Origin of the sequence: Clostridium polynesiense (genome assembly GCF_000820705.1) — a bacterium.
Lineage (GTDB): Bacteria > Bacillota > Clostridia > Clostridiales > Clostridiaceae > Clostridium_AA > Clostridium_AA polynesiense.
On record NZ_CCXI01000122.1, the window covers coordinates 20,392 to 39,032 of the forward strand.

General features: G+C 33.9%; 12 protein-coding genes and 1 pseudogene. 6 read left to right on the forward strand and 7 right to left on the reverse strand.

From position 1 onward, the window contains the following. Window positions 1-49 precede the first annotated feature (49 nt). Entirely contained in the window at window positions 50-934 is an 885-nt protein-coding gene (gene rfbA / locus TA89_RS11900) for a glucose-1-phosphate thymidylyltransferase RfbA (RefSeq protein WP_040213636.1), read from the reverse strand. A 166-nt stretch (window positions 935-1,100) separates the two neighbouring features. Continuing rightward, a pseudogene (locus TA89_RS11905) lies at window positions 1,101-2,507 on the reverse strand (undecaprenyl-phosphate glucose phosphotransferase). 298 nt (window positions 2,508-2,805) lie between these two features. On the opposite strand from TA89_RS11905, the gene TA89_RS11910 reads away from it, so the two are divergent. After that, a complete protein-coding gene (locus TA89_RS11910; RefSeq protein ID WP_082023929.1) occupies window positions 2,806-3,915 on the forward strand; it encodes an LCP family protein in 1,110 nt (369 codons plus the stop codon). 797 nt (window positions 3,916-4,712) lie between these two features. Then, window positions 4,713-5,588: an aldose 1-epimerase family protein gene (locus tag TA89_RS11915; protein WP_040213638.1), complete on the forward strand. Its 876-nt coding sequence runs from the start codon at window positions 4,713-4,715 to the stop codon at window positions 5,586-5,588. Between the two features lie 166 nt (window positions 5,589-5,754). Here TA89_RS11915 and TA89_RS11920 read toward each other — a convergent pair whose 3' ends face one another. The 3 genes from TA89_RS11920 to TA89_RS11925 all read right to left on the reverse strand — a co-directional run bounded on the left by TA89_RS11920 (window position 5,755) and on the right by TA89_RS11925 (window position 10,021). Continuing rightward, window positions 5,755-8,136 (reverse strand): ATP-dependent DNA helicase, encoded by a 2,382-nt coding sequence (locus TA89_RS11920; protein WP_040213639.1) that lies wholly within the window; start codon window positions 8,134-8,136, stop codon window positions 5,755-5,757. A gap of 989 nt (window positions 8,137-9,125) precedes the next feature. Next, the gene (locus TA89_RS18045) at window positions 9,126-9,287 is read right to left on the reverse strand and encodes a YvrJ family protein (protein WP_082023930.1); all 162 of its coding nucleotides are present in this window, start codon (window positions 9,285-9,287) and stop codon (window positions 9,126-9,128) included. Between the two features lie 143 nt (window positions 9,288-9,430). After that, window positions 9,431-10,021 (reverse strand): DUF1836 domain-containing protein, encoded by a 591-nt coding sequence (locus TA89_RS11925; protein WP_040213640.1) that lies wholly within the window; start codon window positions 10,019-10,021, stop codon window positions 9,431-9,433. 1,048 nt (window positions 10,022-11,069) lie between these two features. Between TA89_RS11925 and TA89_RS11930 the strand changes: the two genes are divergently transcribed. Then, the gene (locus tag TA89_RS11930; RefSeq protein WP_040213642.1) at window positions 11,070-11,315 is read left to right on the forward strand and encodes an AbrB/MazE/SpoVT family DNA-binding domain-containing protein; all 246 of its coding nucleotides are present in this window, start codon (window positions 11,070-11,072) and stop codon (window positions 11,313-11,315) included. A gap of 87 nt (window positions 11,316-11,402) precedes the next feature. On the opposite strand, the gene rsmI is transcribed toward TA89_RS11930, so the two are convergent. Both rsmI and TA89_RS11940 read right to left on the reverse strand, forming a co-directional pair. Continuing rightward, window positions 11,403-12,248, reverse strand: a complete 846-nt coding sequence (gene rsmI, locus TA89_RS11935; protein WP_040213643.1) for a 16S rRNA (cytidine(1402)-2'-O)-methyltransferase — start codon at window positions 12,246-12,248, stop codon at window positions 11,403-11,405. A gap of 8 nt (window positions 12,249-12,256) precedes the next feature. Continuing rightward, window positions 12,257-13,051, reverse strand: a complete 795-nt coding sequence (locus tag TA89_RS11940; RefSeq protein WP_052447473.1) for a tRNA1(Val) (adenine(37)-N6)-methyltransferase — start codon at window positions 13,049-13,051, stop codon at window positions 12,257-12,259. A 315-nt stretch (window positions 13,052-13,366) separates the two neighbouring features. On the opposite strand from TA89_RS11940, the gene TA89_RS11945 reads away from it, so the two are divergent. From TA89_RS11945 to TA89_RS11955, 3 genes are all read left to right on the forward strand, one after another. Continuing rightward, the gene (locus TA89_RS11945; RefSeq protein WP_040213645.1) at window positions 13,367-15,391 is read left to right on the forward strand and encodes a methyl-accepting chemotaxis protein; all 2,025 of its coding nucleotides are present in this window, start codon (window positions 13,367-13,369) and stop codon (window positions 15,389-15,391) included. A gap of 189 nt (window positions 15,392-15,580) precedes the next feature. Beyond that, window positions 15,581-16,186: a TetR/AcrR family transcriptional regulator gene (locus TA89_RS11950; RefSeq protein ID WP_040213646.1), complete on the forward strand. Its 606-nt coding sequence runs from the start codon at window positions 15,581-15,583 to the stop codon at window positions 16,184-16,186. Between the two features lie 346 nt (window positions 16,187-16,532). Further along, window positions 16,533-18,623: an efflux RND transporter permease subunit gene (locus tag TA89_RS11955; RefSeq protein ID WP_040213648.1), complete on the forward strand. Its 2,091-nt coding sequence runs from the start codon at window positions 16,533-16,535 to the stop codon at window positions 18,621-18,623. Window positions 18,624-18,641: the final 18 nt, after the last annotated feature.

Here is an 18,641-nt window from a genome sequence, read left to right on the forward strand (position 1 = left end):
TTACTTCAAATTTCATTTAAATATACTAATTAAAAATTTATTATCTGAATTATTTTGTTTTATCTGGATATTCTTCCGCTATTTGAGTTAAATACTGACCATAGCCTGTTTTCATTAAAGGTTCAGCAAGCTTGAGAATTTCCTCTTTGCTTATCCATCCATTTCTATAGGATATTTCCTCTAAACAAGCAATATAGGTTCCCTGTACATTTTGAACCGCTTCTACAAAGTTTGAAGCTTCAAGCATGGAGGAATGTGTTCCTGTGTCCAGCCAAGCCATACCTCTTCCCAGAAGGTTTACTTTAAGCTTTCCTTCATTGAGATATTCTCTGTTTAAGTCTGTGATTTCCAGTTCGCCTCTGGCTGAAGGTTTTAATGCTTTGGCTCTTTTAGCTACAGTATTATCGTAAAAATAAAGCCCCGGAACAGCATAATGGGATTTTGGATTTTCAGGCTTTTCTTCAAGGGATAATACATTCCAATCCTTATCAAATTCAACTACACCAAAGGCTTTTGGATTTTGTACGTAATATCCGAAGACCATTGCCCCTTCTTTAAGCTCAGCAGCCTTCTTAAGGGTGCCTGTAAAACCGTAGCCGTAAAATATGTTATCTCCAAGTATCATGGCACAGTGATCGTCCCCTATGAATTCTTCTCCTATTATGAAGGCTTCTGCAAGTCCGTTAGGTGCAGCCTGTTCAGCATATTGAATGTCTAAGCCAAGCTCACTGCCATCTCCAAAAAGCTCCTTAAACTGAGGAAGATCTCTTGGAGTTGAAATTATAAGTATTTCTCTTATACCTGCCAGCATAAGCACTGACATAGGATAATAAATCATTGGCTTATCATAAATAGGCACCATCTGTTTTGACATAGCTTTAGTAACTGGATATAGCCTTGTACCTGAGCCTCCAGCTAATATAATACCTTTCATATAAAGTTCCTCCATTTTCACATTCATTCTTCAATATTAACAGCCGATGCATTAAAATAAAACTTATGGTTTTATTAATAATTTGTGCTGTTTTTTATTAAATATTCTAACACATCTGACTATGTAATTATACTTTATGTGCAGAAAAATGTCTATTACTGCTGACTTAGTAGGCATTCTTGTTAATAAAGCCTTTAACTAAAGTAAGTATAACTATCTTTATATCAAAAAGAAAATTCCAGTTTTCTATGTAATAAATATCATATTCTATCCTTTTTTCTATAGAGGTATCCCCTCTCCATCCGTTTACTTGAGCCCATCCGGTAATCCCCGGTCTAACCTGATGCTTTACCATATATTTAGGTATTTCCTCTTTAAACTTTTCAACGAAAAAGGGTCTTTCAGGTCTTGGTCCTATAAGGCTCATATCTCCCTTTAAAACATTGAAAAGCTGTGGAAGCTCATCTATACTGGTTTTTCTGATAAAGGTACCGAATTTGGTCTTTCTTGGATCATCTTTTGTGGTCCATTCGGTTTTTTCCTCCTCATCTACCTGCATCTACATAGATCTGAATTTATACATAGTAAAGCTTTTTCTATTAAGCCCAACCCTTTCCTGCTTAAAGATTATTGGACCTGGAGAGGTTATCTTTATCATTAAAGCTGTAAATATAAGTATCGGTGAGGTTAAAATTATTCCTATAGAGGACATTAAAATGTCAAAGCCCCGCTTTATAGTTTTATTCAGTATATTGTCTAAGGGAACATACCTTATATTAATAACCGGAAGTCCATCCAGCTCCTCTACATAAGGCCTGGCAGGTATATATTTATAGTATCCGGGTATTATCTGGGTTCTCACCCCAAATTTTTCACAGATCCTTATAACAGGCTTAAGCTTAAAATATTCCTTTAAATCCAGCGTTATAAAAACCTCATCTACATTATGCTGTTCTAAAAAGGGTTCAAGGTCAGCCAGACTTCCTATTATATCCACGCTCTCAGGGGTTTTGCTGTTTACAGGAAGATTATCATCTAGTGCTCCCATGACTACATATCCCCAGTGCTTATTGCTTCGGAGTCTTTCCATAAACTCATCAGCCAGATAACTTCCTCCCACGAAAATAATATGCTTCTGATTATAGCCGCTCCTTCTGATTTTCCGTAAGGCTCCTCTTGCTATCGCCCTTTCACAGCAGGCAAACAGAGTGGAAATTATACCAAATAATAGTAACAAAATTCTTGAGTAGTGTATTTCTTTACCTATAAACAGCACCACAGTGAAGACTATTATTCCGTAAACATTTCCTTTAACAGCACCGTAGATTTCGTCATACATACTTTTCAATCTAAAAGGATCATAGAGCCCCACATAATTGTAAATTACAAGGTATATAGGAATAATCATTAATATCGGCAAAAGATATTCTCTAAAGGATAAATAACCTACCTCAAGAGGAATAAAACCGCTCCTCATCCTTAAGTACCAAGAAATAACAAATGCTGCAACCAGAGATACGATGTCCAATAATACTAAAATCTTATTTAATACCTTTTGATTTTCCTTAATCATAGTCCTTTCTCCTTCAAGATTCCTTACAATCCTACTACAATTTATAACATAACAGAATCAACTTTTCCATTAATTTTTTGTTTACAATATAACTTTCATTAAAAAATTGTATTGTACTCGATTACATAAAGACAAATTATGAAATTTCAATTAATTTCAGGTTTTTTTAATTTTTTAATCGTAGTATAATGTAGTAAGATATTGTATAGCTTTTAACATAGTGCTGTTACCTTAATTATAACCACCCATGGTTAATTTATTAAGGTTTAAGAAATTATTTAAGCGAGGTAAACAATAAATGAAGGATAATAGAGATGAAATAAAAAGAAGAAAGGTAAGGCATATAAAAAAGAAGAAAAAGAAAAAAAGAGCTTTAAAGCTTATTCTTTTAACCACTTTTTTTCTGCTTCTCTTTGCTATAGGCTACGGCGCTTTCTATACATTAAATATATTAGGCAAGGTGAACACCACAGAAATTTCTAAAAACTTTTCGGATTTGGGAATTGAAGAATCAGATAATTTTTTAAACAGAAACTACGTTACCAATATACTCTTAATGGGTATTGATAAGAGAGACGATAAGGATAAAGGCCGTTCAGATGCCATGATGGTGCTGTCTATTGACACAAGACATAAAAAAGTTAAGCTGTCCTCACTTATGAGGGATTCCTATGTAAGCATCGACAACCACGGAAAGGATAAATTAAACCATGCCTATGCATACGGAGGCCCTGAGCTTGCTATAAAGACGGTAAACCAGAACTTCGGATTAAATATAACAGAGTTCGTCCTTGTGGATTATGACGGATTGGAAGCAATTATAGACGCACTGGGCGGAGTAGATATAGAAATTAAGAAAAATGAATTAAAGCTTGTTAATGATTATATCCACGATTTAGCAGTGCTTAAGAATACAAAGCCTCCATACTTAAAAAATTACGGTGCTCAAACACTAAACGGCATGCAGGCGGTGGCTTACTCCAGAATCAGATATGTAGGTGATGGAGATTATGAAAGAACGGAAAGACAGAGAAGAGTTTTATCAGGGATGTTTGAAAAGATTAAAACAGCAGGAATCACAAAGTATCCTGTAATGGTAAATAAGCTTCTTCCATATGTTAAAACAAGCCTAGACTCAAAAGAGCTCATAGCAGCAGGTACCAACGTTTTAAAATCCGGAATGGCTAACCTTGAACAGGAAAGATTCCCCGTAGACGGATACAATGACGGAAAAACTATAGGCGGAGTTTGGTATCTGTTATTTAACAAAGAAATGACGAAGAAACAGATGTATGAATATATTTTCGAAGATATAAAACCTACTCCGGGAAATCCTAACAAACCGGACTTAGGAAACTCCACTGGAAAAAGTTCTGGATCCAGTAAATCTTCAGGAAGCAAGAAGTAAGAGAGTAATTAAAGAGAAATTTAGAATTTAAATAGTGCAGAAAATCCGGAGGTAATTCCTTCGGATTTTTTTGATTCTAAATTTAAGCAAACTCTTGGCGGGGGTTGTTTGTTTATAGTTTTTAGTTGTTTTTGAAAATAATAAGACTCCTGTAGGGGAACAGGAGTCTTTAGGAAGTTTAGGGTGTATTGTATGTTTTTAAGGGATTAAATTGGGAAATTGTTTAAATATTAAATTTTAACAATTTGTTTAAAAATACCCTTTAAGCTGCAATACCATGCTCCTGGGGTAAGGCACATGGTAACTGCATTTATAGTTTATGTGAATTTTAATGTAGGGGCATTTTTATAAGGGAATTTATAATATCTTTGTCTATGTCTTCATTATACATGGTATTAAATACTGTTTATTATCATTTAGGTTACAACATTATTACAATTCGGTTACAATGATTTATTTGTAAATTTGGATATGAAAGGTTATAAAATTTTGCTATAAAAAAATTGGATACTTCCCCGGGGAAGGGAAGTATCCGTGTGTTAGTGTAGGGGATTAATCTTTATTAGGGGAATTAATCTTTTAAATAATTAAATTAATTTGTTGTCGGCTATGTAATTTTCATTACATCTTTATTATAGAGTATATCTTCTAATAATAATTATCATTAGTGTTACATATTTATTACAATTAGGTTACATTACTTTTCCTTCTTAAAACCGCTTATTCTCTAGATAGTTGATTTTAGTCAATTAATTTGCTACTTTTATATTACTAACTTTATGAAAGGAGATTTTGCTGTGAAATATATTATAGAAAATGATAAATTAAAGGTATCTTTCAGAGCCCTTGGAGGAGAATTAACCTCTATAAAAAGTAAAAAAGACGATGTTGAATACCTATGGAATGGAAACGAAACTTATTGGAAGTATCATGCTCCGGTGCTTTTCCCTATTGTAGGAAAAGTGGAAAATAATGAATACATAGCTGAAGGAAAAACTTACGTACTTCCACAGCACGGTTTAGGAAGGCTTCATGAATATGAGGTTATTAAAGAAACTCCCCACTGCATTTCCTTTAAATTAACCTATAATGACGAGCTTTTAGAAATATATCCTTATAAATTCACTTTAGTTATCACATATACTTTAAAGGAAGATACAATAACTGTTGAATATAAGGTCTATAACGATGATTATAAGCTTATGTATTTTTCCATCGGCGGCCACCCTGCCTTCATGTGCCCGCTTTTTGAAGGAGAGACCTTCACTGATTACTACCTAAAGTTTGACCAAAAGGAAGACTTCAAGCTTATGAAAATAAATTCAGAAGGTCTTTTTGAAAGAAGAGAAGAGGATTATCTTAAGAATGCTGATACCATACCTCTAAGCTTAGATTTATTTAAAAGCGATGCTTTAGTTTTTCAAAATTTAAAATCCTCTACCATAGCTATAAAAACTGATAAGCATTCCAGAAGCGTAACTATGGATTTTTCTCAATTCCCTTATTTAGGAGTGTGGACAATGAGTACCGGAGCTCCTTTCCTTTGCCTGGAGCCATGGCATGGACATGCTGACTATGAGGACTTCAGCGGAGATATATCTAATAAACCGGGAATGTTAAGCCTTACACCGGGGCAGAACTTCAGCTGCAGCTACGATATAATAATTTCATAAAAAAGACACTTAAAGGATTTAAAAAATCCTGCTCTTCAAAATTAGCAGCTTGATTTAATAATTAAATGAAATAAAATCCATGAAAAAGCCTCAGATGTTATAAAAACCATCTGAGGCTTTTTATTAATAATTTAACCTTTCGGAACTTATTCAGCTTTGCTTTAATTTAGTCATTCTTATTTTCTTCAGCATTATTCCAAAATCTTTTTAAATTATCCCTAAGCTCTTCCCTGTTTCTTATGAGCTTATAGGGGAGCCATTCAGGAGGCATAAGATTTTCATAGGCTGTGGTTGTAAATCTGTCATCGATTAAAAGGGCTGCTCCCTTATCTCTTTCCGTTCTTATAAGCCTTCCCACCGCCTGGAGCACCTTGTTCATGCCGGGATACATATAGGAATACTGATACCCCTTCCTCATTTCTTCATCAAAGTAATCCTTTATTATATTTCTTTCAAGCCCTAACTGAGGGAGTCCTACCCCTACTACCACAGCACCGATAAGCCTATCTCCGGTGAGGTCGATACCCTCAGAAAATATTCCTCCAAGGACGCAGAAGCCCACTAAAGTTTCCTCAGGCTCTTCTTTAAACTCACGAAGGAATAGCTCTCTATCAGCTTCGCTCATATCTCCTGTCTGTATAATGCTTCTAATATCGTTGAACCTTTCCTTAAACCTTTCAGTTACTTCCTTCATATAGGCATAGGAAGGGAAGAATATCATATAATTTCCCTTTTTTACCGTTACAAAGCTGTATATATAATCTGTTATGATGTTATAAGTATCCTGTCTGTTTTTATATCTGGTAGATATTGGAGCTGTCATTATTTCAATATTTTCTTTTGGGAAGGGAGAAGGAAGCCTCATCCTGTAGTCATCCTCGTCCCCTCCTAAAATCTCTTGAAAATAACTTAGAGGAGTCAGCGTGGCTGAAAAGATTATTTCTCCACGTGCCCTTTTCATTGCTTCTTTCAGATTCTTTGAAGGATCCAGACAGAATATTTTAAGCTTTACCTCCCTGTCAGAGGTATCAACATAGGTAACGTAGTGTTCATCATATAGCTCGCTGATATTTACAAAGCCGTTGCATTTAAAAAACAGCTCCATAATCTCTTCATAACCCTCTGTGCTTGGATTCTTTGTAAGATATTCTTCAGACTCTCTCATAAGTATCCTTAAGAGCTTATTAATATCCTCAGGAGCCTCCTTTTGCACAAAAGAGCTGCTGCCACCATCCTCGCAGATATGCCTCAGTTCTATAAAATAGGAATTAAGTGCATTGGAAGCCTTGTAAAGACCTGGAGCCTTTCCCTTTGTAAGCTTCTTAACCTTTAAAAAATCGCTTTTAATAAGCTCCGAAGAAAACATCTCTCTTGCTCTGTCTACTAAATTGTGTGCCTCATCTACCAAAAAGGCATACTTCTCACCGGAAGCTCCCTCCAAAAAGAATCTTTTAAGATAAACTCTTGGGTCGAAAGCGTAATTATAATCGCATATAATGCAGTCTGACCACAAGGCGATATCAAGAGAAAACTCAAAAGGACAAACTCTGTGCTTCTCTGCATATTTTTCGATTATTTCCCGGGTAAAGTAATCTTCATTGGTAATTATGTCAAAAATAGCATCATTTACTCTGTTAAAATGTCCATCTGCATATGGGCATCCTTCCGGAGAGCAGCTTTCGCCTTTGCAGAAACAGATCTTATCCTTTGCTGTCAAAGTAAGTACCTTTAAGTTCAGACCCTTTTCTTTTAGCTTTTGAAAAGACTCCTCTGCCACGCTTCTGGTTATGGTCTTTGCTGTAAGATAAAATATCCTGCTGACCTTTCCTTCTCCCATAGCTTTAACTGCAGGAAATATAGTGGATATGGTCTTCCCTATTCCTGTAGGAGCCTGAACAAAAAGCTTTTTACCTTCCTTAATGGTTCCAAAAGCTGCTACCGCAAGCTCTCTTTGACCGCTTCTATAATAAGGAAAAGGAAAGGGTGTTTTTGTAATGGAACCATCTCTGATACTTTCCCATTCCAGGGTGTTTTCCGCCCATACATAGTATTTATCCAAAATCCCATAAAAGAACTCAGAAAGCTCCTCCTTTTTATATTGCTTAATAAAGCTTTTCACCTCTTCAGTGGTAAGGGAATAATATCTCAACATCACAGAAATCTCTGAAAGTCCCTGCTCATCAGCATACATAAAAGCGTAGCACTTAGCCTGAGCCCAATGAAGCAGGTTATAGTCCTCATTTATATAAGAAAGCTCCTTATTAGTGCTTTTAATCTCTTCTATTATCTTTTTCCCATCTTCTTCGATAATGCCGTCCATCCTGCCTTCTACCACTATATTTAAGCTTTCATACTGAATTCTCTTTTTTATATAAACCTCACTGGAATACTTCTCAAATTCTGTACTGTTGATCTTTTGAAGCTTCTGATGAGCCTTAGTTCCCTCCTGGGCCCTTGAGGAGCTCATAAATTTACTGTCTATGCTTCCCTCTCTTAAAATAAACTCCACCAGATTCCGTACGGATATATTTACTTCTCTATCAGACATTAATATCCCTCATTTTAATCTATAGTATAAGCAGCTCATAAAGCCTAAAAATTCAAAGGAATTATTAAAATTTTTATATTTATGAAACCACTAATTAACATGTATATTATATCTTAATATTAGTAAATATAAAAACATCTATATAGAAATATAGAAACAGTTGAAACGCTTATATAGAATATTGCAGCTAATCCTAATAAAATCACAGCGTAACTATAGAATCAATTATATAATAATTTCAAATATTTGTTTGACAGTAGTGATTGTAAAGCATATAATATATTATATACCCCTTGAGGGTATTTGGAGGTGAGATTTTGGATATTAATATTAGTCAGGATACAGCAGCACGTCTGCTGGTAGAGCTTAAAGAAAAAGGAAAAAGTGCAGCAAGAATAGTAATACGTGGTTTTGGCTGAGGCGGTCCAACTTTAGGAATTGCTCTGGATGAGCAAAGAGAAAATGATGAGGTTACTGAAGCACACGGATTAAAAATAGTAGCAGAAAAAGATTTTTCATATCTTCTTGAAGATGCAAAAATAGTCCATAGCAGAGGTATATTTGGAACTAAATTCAATGTAATGACTAAAAATTCTGGAAGCTGTTAAATTAAAAATCCAATAATTATTTTAAAACCCGCAGATATATGTTTACCACCGCTGAGCTTTGTTAATAAATTTGCTCAGCGGCATTGTTTTGTCCAAAATATAAAAACATAGAATTTTGTCAATTTAAATAAAAAAAAAACGTAAACCTAAATACAAGGCTTACGTGTTGGTGAGATATTATAAATTAAGGGGGAATATTATACTTTAATACTTATATTATAGTATGTTACTATTAACAAACTGTTAAGATTTGGTAACTTATTTATAAATTAATCCCATTTATTCTCAATATTTTTATATATAACCAAATAAATTTAGAAGCAATTATAAAAATATGGATTAATTATTATTTACCGGATTTATGTTCTCTCAGGAATGAATCTACCTTTGTTTTTTCTCTTCATGGAGTAAATTCATAATTTGAGCCAGGTTGCTTATTGTGAGAGTCAGTACTTCCAGCTTCTGTTCCACCCTTACCAGAAGATATAGAGAAACAGCGATGGGAAATCCAACATTACCTATAAGATTTACTATATGATCCATTTATATCACTCCCTTCACCAATTATATATGCAGCAAGGGATAGTTTTTACAAAATAAAAAACCTGATTATGAAAATATTTTTTTACAATCAGGCTTTAATTTATTATTTATTAAGCTTTCAGGCATAAATTATTTGCTAGTTTTTATTCATTATACTCACTTACAAGCCTTTGAACCATCTTTTTAATCACGCTGGCCTGAGAAATAAGCGACATAACCGTAAGAAAAAGCATTATCCTCTCATGATCTCTTCCTTTTAGATTAAGCTTTGAAGCAATGTCATTTAACTTTTTCTCATTAAAAAAAGGATTGGAGGAAAAATCCTTAAAACTATCCATATGGATTTCTGAAAATATCTTATATGCATCTTCCCAGGAAATAATATCATCTTCACGGTTGTTTATTTCATTAAATGCAAGTCTAAAAACCTTTCTTATTTCTTCACTGGTAAGTACAGGTCTCATATAGCTTAATAAAACTAATTGAGCGAGGTGGAGCTTTGTATATCCCCTTTTTTTACCGTCTTCCGGCTTTGATATTATTTCACTTTTAATGTAGTTTTGAACTATATTATTTGTGTATTTATCTTCAGTGAACTTATCATTTAGATAATCTATTACCTGAGACAGAAACAGATCATATTTAGGAAGGTCTTCATAAGGCACCATATTATTCTTAGACATTTCTTCAGCTAAATTCATTAAATAAGCCATATCAAATTCAGGTTTAGACATCTATATACCTCCTCAATGTAGTTGTAATTGTCTATTATTATAATATAATATTATACAGTATAAAAAAACTCTTTTCAAGTAAACCTTACCATGTAAAATTCATAATTAAATATTTGTAGTTTTAGTAAAATTTATATTCAGCTATTTATAGTCCTGAAAATTTTCAACAAGCTAGTTTTAATGCTAAACTCGCTTAAAAAGCGACTTATCAACAAAAATTGGTTAGTTATCCACATTTTTTGTTGATAACTTTCCACAAGCATGAGAATAACACTTAATCATACCTAGGAGTTATGAACATTATCCACAATCACCTTGTGGATAAGTTGTTGGTTTCCTGTGAAATAGTAGGTTATTTTTCAACAAATTATTAACAAAATGAATTATTTGATGTGAATAACTTCTTAGCTTATTTATGCACATATGTGGAAAACTTATGCCACAGGAAAATATTATACGCCTTCTCTCAAAAATTGTATATCGGAAATTTTAGAAATAATTTTCTAATTGAATATTAGAATCAATTAAAATTTTTCTATTAATTTACATTATGTCAGTTTAACGAAGGTTTTATGCATAAAACTAAAGAAGCATTATGATATAAAATACTAAATGGTTATATTATGGAAGTAATTTTTCTGCACTAATTCCTTATGAACACAGCTATGTAATAAAAAGGAACTTATAAGACAAGCCTTCGACATAAACTAAAGTTCATCCCCAATTTATTACTATTTTATTTATTTTATAAAATTAATGTAGATTTCCTGTTAATTTTTAGTAGAATCACTTCTGCTTCCAAAATTAAATTATCATTAAAGACCAATAAATACAAGGCTTTAAGGATGATTAATATTTTTTTAAAATAATCTTTCTATATATATTGACATTTCTATTTTATGGTAGTATAGTATCTATAGTAAGTTAAATATGGTAAAAAAATTGTAATAAGTAGAAAAAAATAAATTAATGTTTGACGGTTTATTACAAAATTGTTACAATAATATAAGACGATGTCGAATTATGTAATATTAGGAGGAAGAGTTTTATGAAATCCACAGGTGTAGTAAGAAGAGTAGACGAATTAGGAAGAATAGTTATTCCAATCGAACTAAGAAGAACATTAGATATCGCAGAAAAGGATGCTCTAGAAATATATGTTGATGGAGAGCAAATCATATTAAAGAAATATGAGCCTGCATGCATATTCTGCGGAGACGCTAGAGACGTAGTAAACTACAAAGGCAAAAACATCTGTAAAAACTGCTTAGGCGAACTTAAATCAGACAAATAAAAGAAATTTAAAGGCTGTGCCTGATGATAACAATCATCCAGGCACAGCCCTTCTTTTTATTTAAATCTTAAAGTATTAAAAAATTGTTTATAAATCAATTGAATGCCTATATACCTCTGATTTTGGAAGATTCCTGTCTTTAGCTACCTGCTTAATCGCTTCTTTTTTGCTCAGCCCTTCATTAATGTATTTTAATATATGCTGAGGTATTGTGAGTTTCTCCCACTGCTTAAGCCTTTCTTCCTCTATTTTTTCAAGGCTCTTCCCCTCCATGACAAGCACATACTCTCCTCTTGGCTGCAGATTTTCGTAGTATTCCAAAGCATCATTAAGAGGAAGCCTTATTATCTCTTCATGGAGCTTGGTAAGCTCTCTGCATAATGCTATGTTCCTGTTTCCAAACTCCTTCAGCAGAAATTCCAAAGTATCCCTTAGACGGTGTGGAGCTTCATAGAAAATTATGGTTTCTGTCCTTTCCTTTAACTCCTCAGCTATAGGAAGCCTTTCTTTATTTTCTCTGGGGAGAAAGCCCCTGAATATGAATTTAGAGGTATCAAGGCCTGAATACACTAGAGCAGTGGTTATAGCAGTGGCTCCGGGAAGGACTTCAAAATCTATGTTATTTTCTATGCACTTATTTACTATCACACTTCCTGGATCTGAAATTCCGGGAGTTCCTGCATCTGTAACTAAAGCTACATTCTCCCCTCCTTCAAGCCTCTTTATTATATCTTCGCTTTTATCCCCTTCATTATGCTGGTGGTAGCTTATTAAGGGCTTTTTTATCTCATAATGGTTAAGAAGCTTAAGGCTCTGCCTGGTATCCTCTGCCGCTATTATATCCGCATTTTTAAGAACCTCCAGAGCTCTTAAGGTTATATCTTTAAGATTCCCAATAGGGGTAGGAACTAAATACAGCTTTCCCAATTTTATATCCCTCCTTATACTCTTCCATATATCCTGTCAATTTCTTCAGAATAACCGCCTTCATCCTTATATACATATAAAGGAGGCATAAATTTTAAATAAGCTCCTCCGTCTCTCTGACCTTCCACCAAAACTATGTTAGGTGCTTTTTTAGTATTTGGATGAACCATCCTTATAGTTTTAGGCTCTATTTTATATTTTCTCATCATACACAATATATCAGCAAGCCTTTCCGGCCTATGAACCATAAACAGCCTTCCGTTGTCCTTAAGAAGAATTCTTGCAGCGTAAATTACATCTTCTAAGGTACACAAAATCTCATGTCTTGCTATGGCATTTTTATCTTCAGGATTCAATATACCGGAATTTTTAAGCTTATAGGGAGGATTTACCGTAATCACATCAGCCCTTTCCATCCCTTTAAGAAGTTTTATATCCTTTATATCTCCATGAATAAATTTCATCCTGTCATTAAGGTGGTTTAGCTCTGTGCTCCTTTGCGCCATCTCCACCATTTCCTTTTGAATTTCAATGCCGGTTATGCTTTCAGCTTCTGTTTTGCCTGCTATTATAAAAGGAACTATACCGGTTCCGGTGCACATATCTATTACCCTGTGCTTGTTTTTAACCTTTGCAAAGTTAGCAAGAAGTACAGCATCTACTCCAAATCTGAAGGCTTCTTTTTTTTGAATTATCCTTATTCCTTTAAGCTGAAGATCATCTAAGGTTTCTTCTTCCCTTACCAAAGAATCAGGAGTTGTAATATTATCTTTTTCATTATTGACATCGACATTTTTATTTTCTTTCATATTTTATCTTCCTTTAAGCTTTATATATTAAATTTTAAGCTGCTTCTTAATCCTATTTTTCTATAGTTATAATTCTGAAGCTTATACATCCTATCTAAAGGAATTATACCTCTTTGAATAATAGCATATTTTACATTATTCCACAAAGGCAGCATTTTAGTTCATCATATTACTGAAATAATTATAAAATCTGTTAAATACTTCGAAAGATAGTCGAATATTAATATATAGGATATATAGATAAATGAGTGGGATCATTCATTATATAATCAAGTTAAACTTATAATTTAATTTTATTTTATTTAGGGGGTTATTATGAAATTAAGACTAAAAATACCGTTGATATTTACCACATTAATTTTTGCATCTCTCCTGGCGGTAAGTTATCTTATCCACTGGCAGAGCTCAAAAACCGTCGGAAACTTGATCAGAGAAGAGGTGGAGCACAGCACAATTCAATCCCAGCAGAATTTAAATACTCTTATCAGCTCAGAATTAAACATAGTAAATCTTCTTTCTCTGGATGAAAATGTTAAAAACTTTTCTGCATTAAGGCTTGCAGATACTTCTGAGAATTTCTTCAAAGTAAATAAAGCTGAGCTGGATAAAATGAATACATATTTAAAGAAAAAGTATGACTTTACCACCTCACATGAACAGCTTTTCATAGCTGATAAAAATGGAAATATCTTTACAAGCAGCCATCCTGCCTATTTAGGTATAAATATAAATGAAAGAGATTATTTTAAAAAGGCATTAAAGGGCGAAACCGCCATAAGCGACGCAGTGATTTCCAAGGCTACAAACAAGCATTTAATCCTTTTTGCTGCTCCGGTATTCAATGATGCAAGAGACATTATAGGAGTTGCAGTAAACTCAGTTTTTGTAGAATATCTTACCGCAAAGCTTTCAGAGACTAAAATAGGAAATACAGGCTTTGCCTTTTTAGCAGACAGTAAAGGAGTTTATCTGGCTCATCCTAAGCAGGAACTTGTGGGAAGAGCAGTGGTAGAGGAAAGTTTCTCTCGTATTTCAAAGGAATTAACTCAGGATTCAGATAAAACTGTAGAAAATAGTGCTTATGTTTTAGAAGAGGATAAAGGAATACAAAGTATTGGGGTGATACCTCAAACAGGATGGTATTTATCCACAGCAGTACTTGATGCAGATATAAATAAACCTACTGATGACCTGTTTAACAAGACCCTTCAAATGGCAGCTGCTGCTATGATAATAATGCTTATAATAAGTATTTTAGTATCTAAAAGCCTCATTAAGCCTTTAACCTCATTGGTTGCCACCATGGAAACCGCCAGCGGCGGCGACTTAACGGTTCAAAGCACCGTAATATCTAAAGATGAAATAGGAAGTCTGGCTCAGGGCTTTAATTTAATGGTTAACAGGCTAAGAAGCTTAATCGAAGAGATAAACAGAATTATAGGAGCAGTAAACAAGACTTCTTCTGATATACTGGCTTCCTCTGAAACTACAGCAGCATCCATAGAAGAAGTTTCAAAAACCGTAGAACAGATTTCAGAAGGAACTCAGGTACAATCCAGCAGTCTTCAAAGCGTTATAAATCATTTCTCAGTGGTAAGCGATGAATTTGGAAAGGTATATAACTATTCCAATGAAATGAAGGCTAAATCTGAAGATACCATGATAATAAATGATAATTCCAACAAGATTGTAAATATACTGTATGAAAATACAAAAATCAGCACTACAGAAATAGAAAAAATAATAGACATAATCAAGGAGCTTCAGGAAAATTCAAAGAATATTGTGGTTATAACCGACGCTATTAAGAGCATAGCAGAACAAACCAGCCTCCTTTCATTAAATGCTTCTATAGAAGCTGCAAGGGCAGGAGAACAGGGAAGAGGCTTTGCAGTGGTAGCTGAAGAAATCAGAAAGCTCAGCGAAGAATCCACCGCTTCTGCTAAAGAAATAGACGATATATTAGGGGATATCATTTCCAAGACGGAAAATGCCGTAACCATAACTGATACTGTAAAGGAAACAGTAAAGGAACAAAATCACAGCGTTAACCATACAGTGCAGGCTTTTGAGAAGATATCTGAAAACATGGCGGAAATTAAAACCCAAATTGAAAATATAAACTCTTCTTTAAGTAATGTAGAAAATGAAAAGCATACCTTAAACAATGAATTTGAAAGTATTTCGGCAATATCTGAGGAAACGGCAGCTTCCACTGAAGAGGTTTCAGCCTCAACGGAGGAACAGGCGGCGGTGATAATGGAGCTTGCAAACTCCATAAAGGATCTTAACAGTATTGTTGAAACATTATCGCTAACAATTAAAATATTTAAGCTATAAAACTCCATTTGCTGTGGATAACAGGGGCAGAAGATGCCTTTTATCCACAGTATTTTTTTATTTATATCCTTTTTGTGGATAAAACTTAGTTTTTAGTGAACAAAACTCCATCTTCAGGTTTATAAATAAAATTAATTGTGCTACCATAGATTTATAAATCTATTCTATTATGTTAAATGAGGGTTGTATATGTCTAATGAAACTATAGATACAAGAACAAAAATACTTCAGACCGCCATTGATATAGTCGGACTTAAAGGCGAGGTTACCATAAGAGAAATAACAGAAAAAGCCGGCGTTAATGTAGCCTCGATAAATTACCATTTTGGAAATAAAACTAATCTTCTGAAGGAAGTAGAAACGCATTATTCCAACCTCTTATATGAAATGCAGAGGAGCATACTGGAAAATGATATTATCCCTCCAAAGAACAGACTGCTTTTATGGTCGGAAAACATGCTGGATTTTATATTTTCCTTTCCTGCGGTTATAGGCCTTATTATTAATCTGTACACTGAAGATAAAAGCTATAACCCTGCACTTATTAAAAAGATTTATTTAAATAATGAACTTCAGCTGAGAGTTAAGGAGATAATAGCAGAATGTATAGGCAGCAGTGAGGAAAAACTTTTAAACTATAAATACCTCCAGCTTTTTTCCGGAATATTAGGTCCTGTGGTTAACAGACTTGTGTCCAGCACTTTTACGGAAACTAAAGGCTCTTTAGACATAAATAACGAAGAAGAGCTTAAGGAATATATAGTATTTCTTATAGATTCCATAACAGAAAAGTAGGATTAATATAATATTTTTTATAGTAATAAAACAGTTTTTTATTTAGAGGATTTTTTAATTTTTATAGTTTAATCCATATTTAAGAATAAAAGTTCTGAGGATATGCTTTATGCAGCTTCAGAGCTTTTTCTATTATTAAATTTATTCAAATCAATAGTAAATCTGATACATAGAAGAAAAACAGCTGTTTTTTATTTATATATTCAGTAAAAAGTTTCTGTAAATAATTTTATACAATTATTATTTATCCCTTTGATTTATCTATTGACTGTAAAATACTGCTATGCTACTATTAAAACAGATATTTTAAACAAGTGTTTAATTTTGTAGACATAGGGAGATTTTTATGAGAAAAATAGCTGCTTTTATTGTAAAGCATAAAAAGCTAATTATAGGCTTTTATGTGCTTATACTGCTGCTTTCTGCTGTGAGCATGCAGTTTGTTACTATAGAATACGACTTAAGTTCTTACCTGCCTAAGGAAATCAACTCTATTAAGGGAAAGAACAAACTCAGTGAGGATTTTAATATAAAGGGTACTGCCAATCTTATGGTCAAAGAAAAGGAGCTTTATAAGGTTAAAAAGCTTAAGGAGGACATAGAATCACTTCCCGCAGTGGAGTCGGTGATATGGCTGGATGATGCTGAGGATATCCATAAACCTGTAGATTTTATGGATAAAGCCCTTTCAAAAAGGTTTATCTCCGGTGAATACAGCCTTCTGCAGCTACAATTTGCAGAAGGCAATGATACCTTAGCTACCAGAAAGGCAATAGATGAAATAGATAAAATGACGGAGATGGAGCATTATATTGGAGGACAGGCAGCCGTATCGAAGGATATGCAGGATACTGCTAACAGAGAGCTTTTTAATTATTCAGTGGTAGCTTTCATAATTATAACCATAATCCTCCTTATTTCCTCCAGGGCATATTATGAGCCCATTTTATTCTTTGCTGCCATAGGTGCTGCAATCCTCCTTAATATGGGCACAAATATCATATTCGGAAGTATATCTTCTAATACCCACTCTGTGGCAAGCATACTTCAGCTGGCGGTTTCTATGGATTATTCCATATTTCTTCTCCACAGATTTCATGAAGAAGCTGAGAATATGGATCAGAATTCTGCCATGATAGAAGCTATAGTTAAAACCTTCAGTTCTGTATCCTCCAGCGCTCTCACCACTGTAGGAGGCTTTCTGGCCTTAGTTGCCATGCATTATGGAATAGGCAAAGATATGGGGCTTGTACTCGCAAAAGGAGTTTTTTTCAGCTTAGTTACCGTAGTAACCCTCCTTCCCTGCTTAATACTGGTTAGCGAACGCTTCAGCGGCTATAAGCACAAAATCCTTCTTCCTGATTTTAAAAGGATTTCCGGATGGATGGTTAAAAGAAGAAAATTTGCTTTAGTTTTGGCTATGCTTTTAGTACTACCGGCATTCCTGGGACAATCAAAGCTAAAATATTATTATTCTACGGAAAAAACACTTTCTACTAAATCTCAGTCCGTTAAGTCCAACGAAAAGATTGAGGAAATCTTCGGCAGCAGTAATGAACTCATCCTCTTAGTTCCTAAAGTGGATAAAACAAAACTCAAGTCTATGGCTGATGAGATTGATTCTTTAGAAAAGGTAGATTCTGTTCAGGGTCTTTATTCTATGGCAGATGAAACCCTTCCTGATTTCTTAATACCGAAGCAGGTAAGGGCTACCTTTGAATCCGATAAATATACCTATTTTATATTAAATATAAATGCGCCTATAGAAGGATTGGAAACCAAGGAAATAATTAAAAAAATACAAAGTACAGCAGATAAATATACAAAGGAATGGTATGTAACAGGAGAGGCAGCTATCTATATGGATCTTCAGCAGGTAACCTCTCAGGATTTTAACAGAGTAACCATTATATCCATAATAATTATAGGCTTGATTTTACTCTTTACCTTCAAATCCCTGGTACTTTCTTTGATTTTGGTATTCGTTATACAGCTGGGAATATGGATTAATTTAAGCATTCCATATTTCTTAGGGTCAAAGCTTAACTTTATAGCTTTTATAATAATAGGAGCTATACAGCTTGGAGCTACTGTGGATTACGCTATATTATTCACTTCAAGATATAAGGAAAATTTAGAGGCATATAAGCCTTTAGAGGCTATGAAAAAGACTATAGAAGACACAGGAAGGTCCGTATTTACCAGTGCTTTAATACTTATGGCAGGAACCTTCAGCATATCTTTCATAACCACTATAAAATCAGCTTCAGAGCTGACCCTTTTAATTGGAAGAGGTGCTTTTATAAGCCTGCTTTTAGTTTATATGCTGCTTCCTGCCCTGCTTCTTATATTCGGACCCTTAATAAGGCGTACCACTTTAAACTGGCCAAAGAATGTTTCTGAGGAATTTGTAGATAACCAGATTAATGTTAATTAGAGAATAAATTTAAGGAAG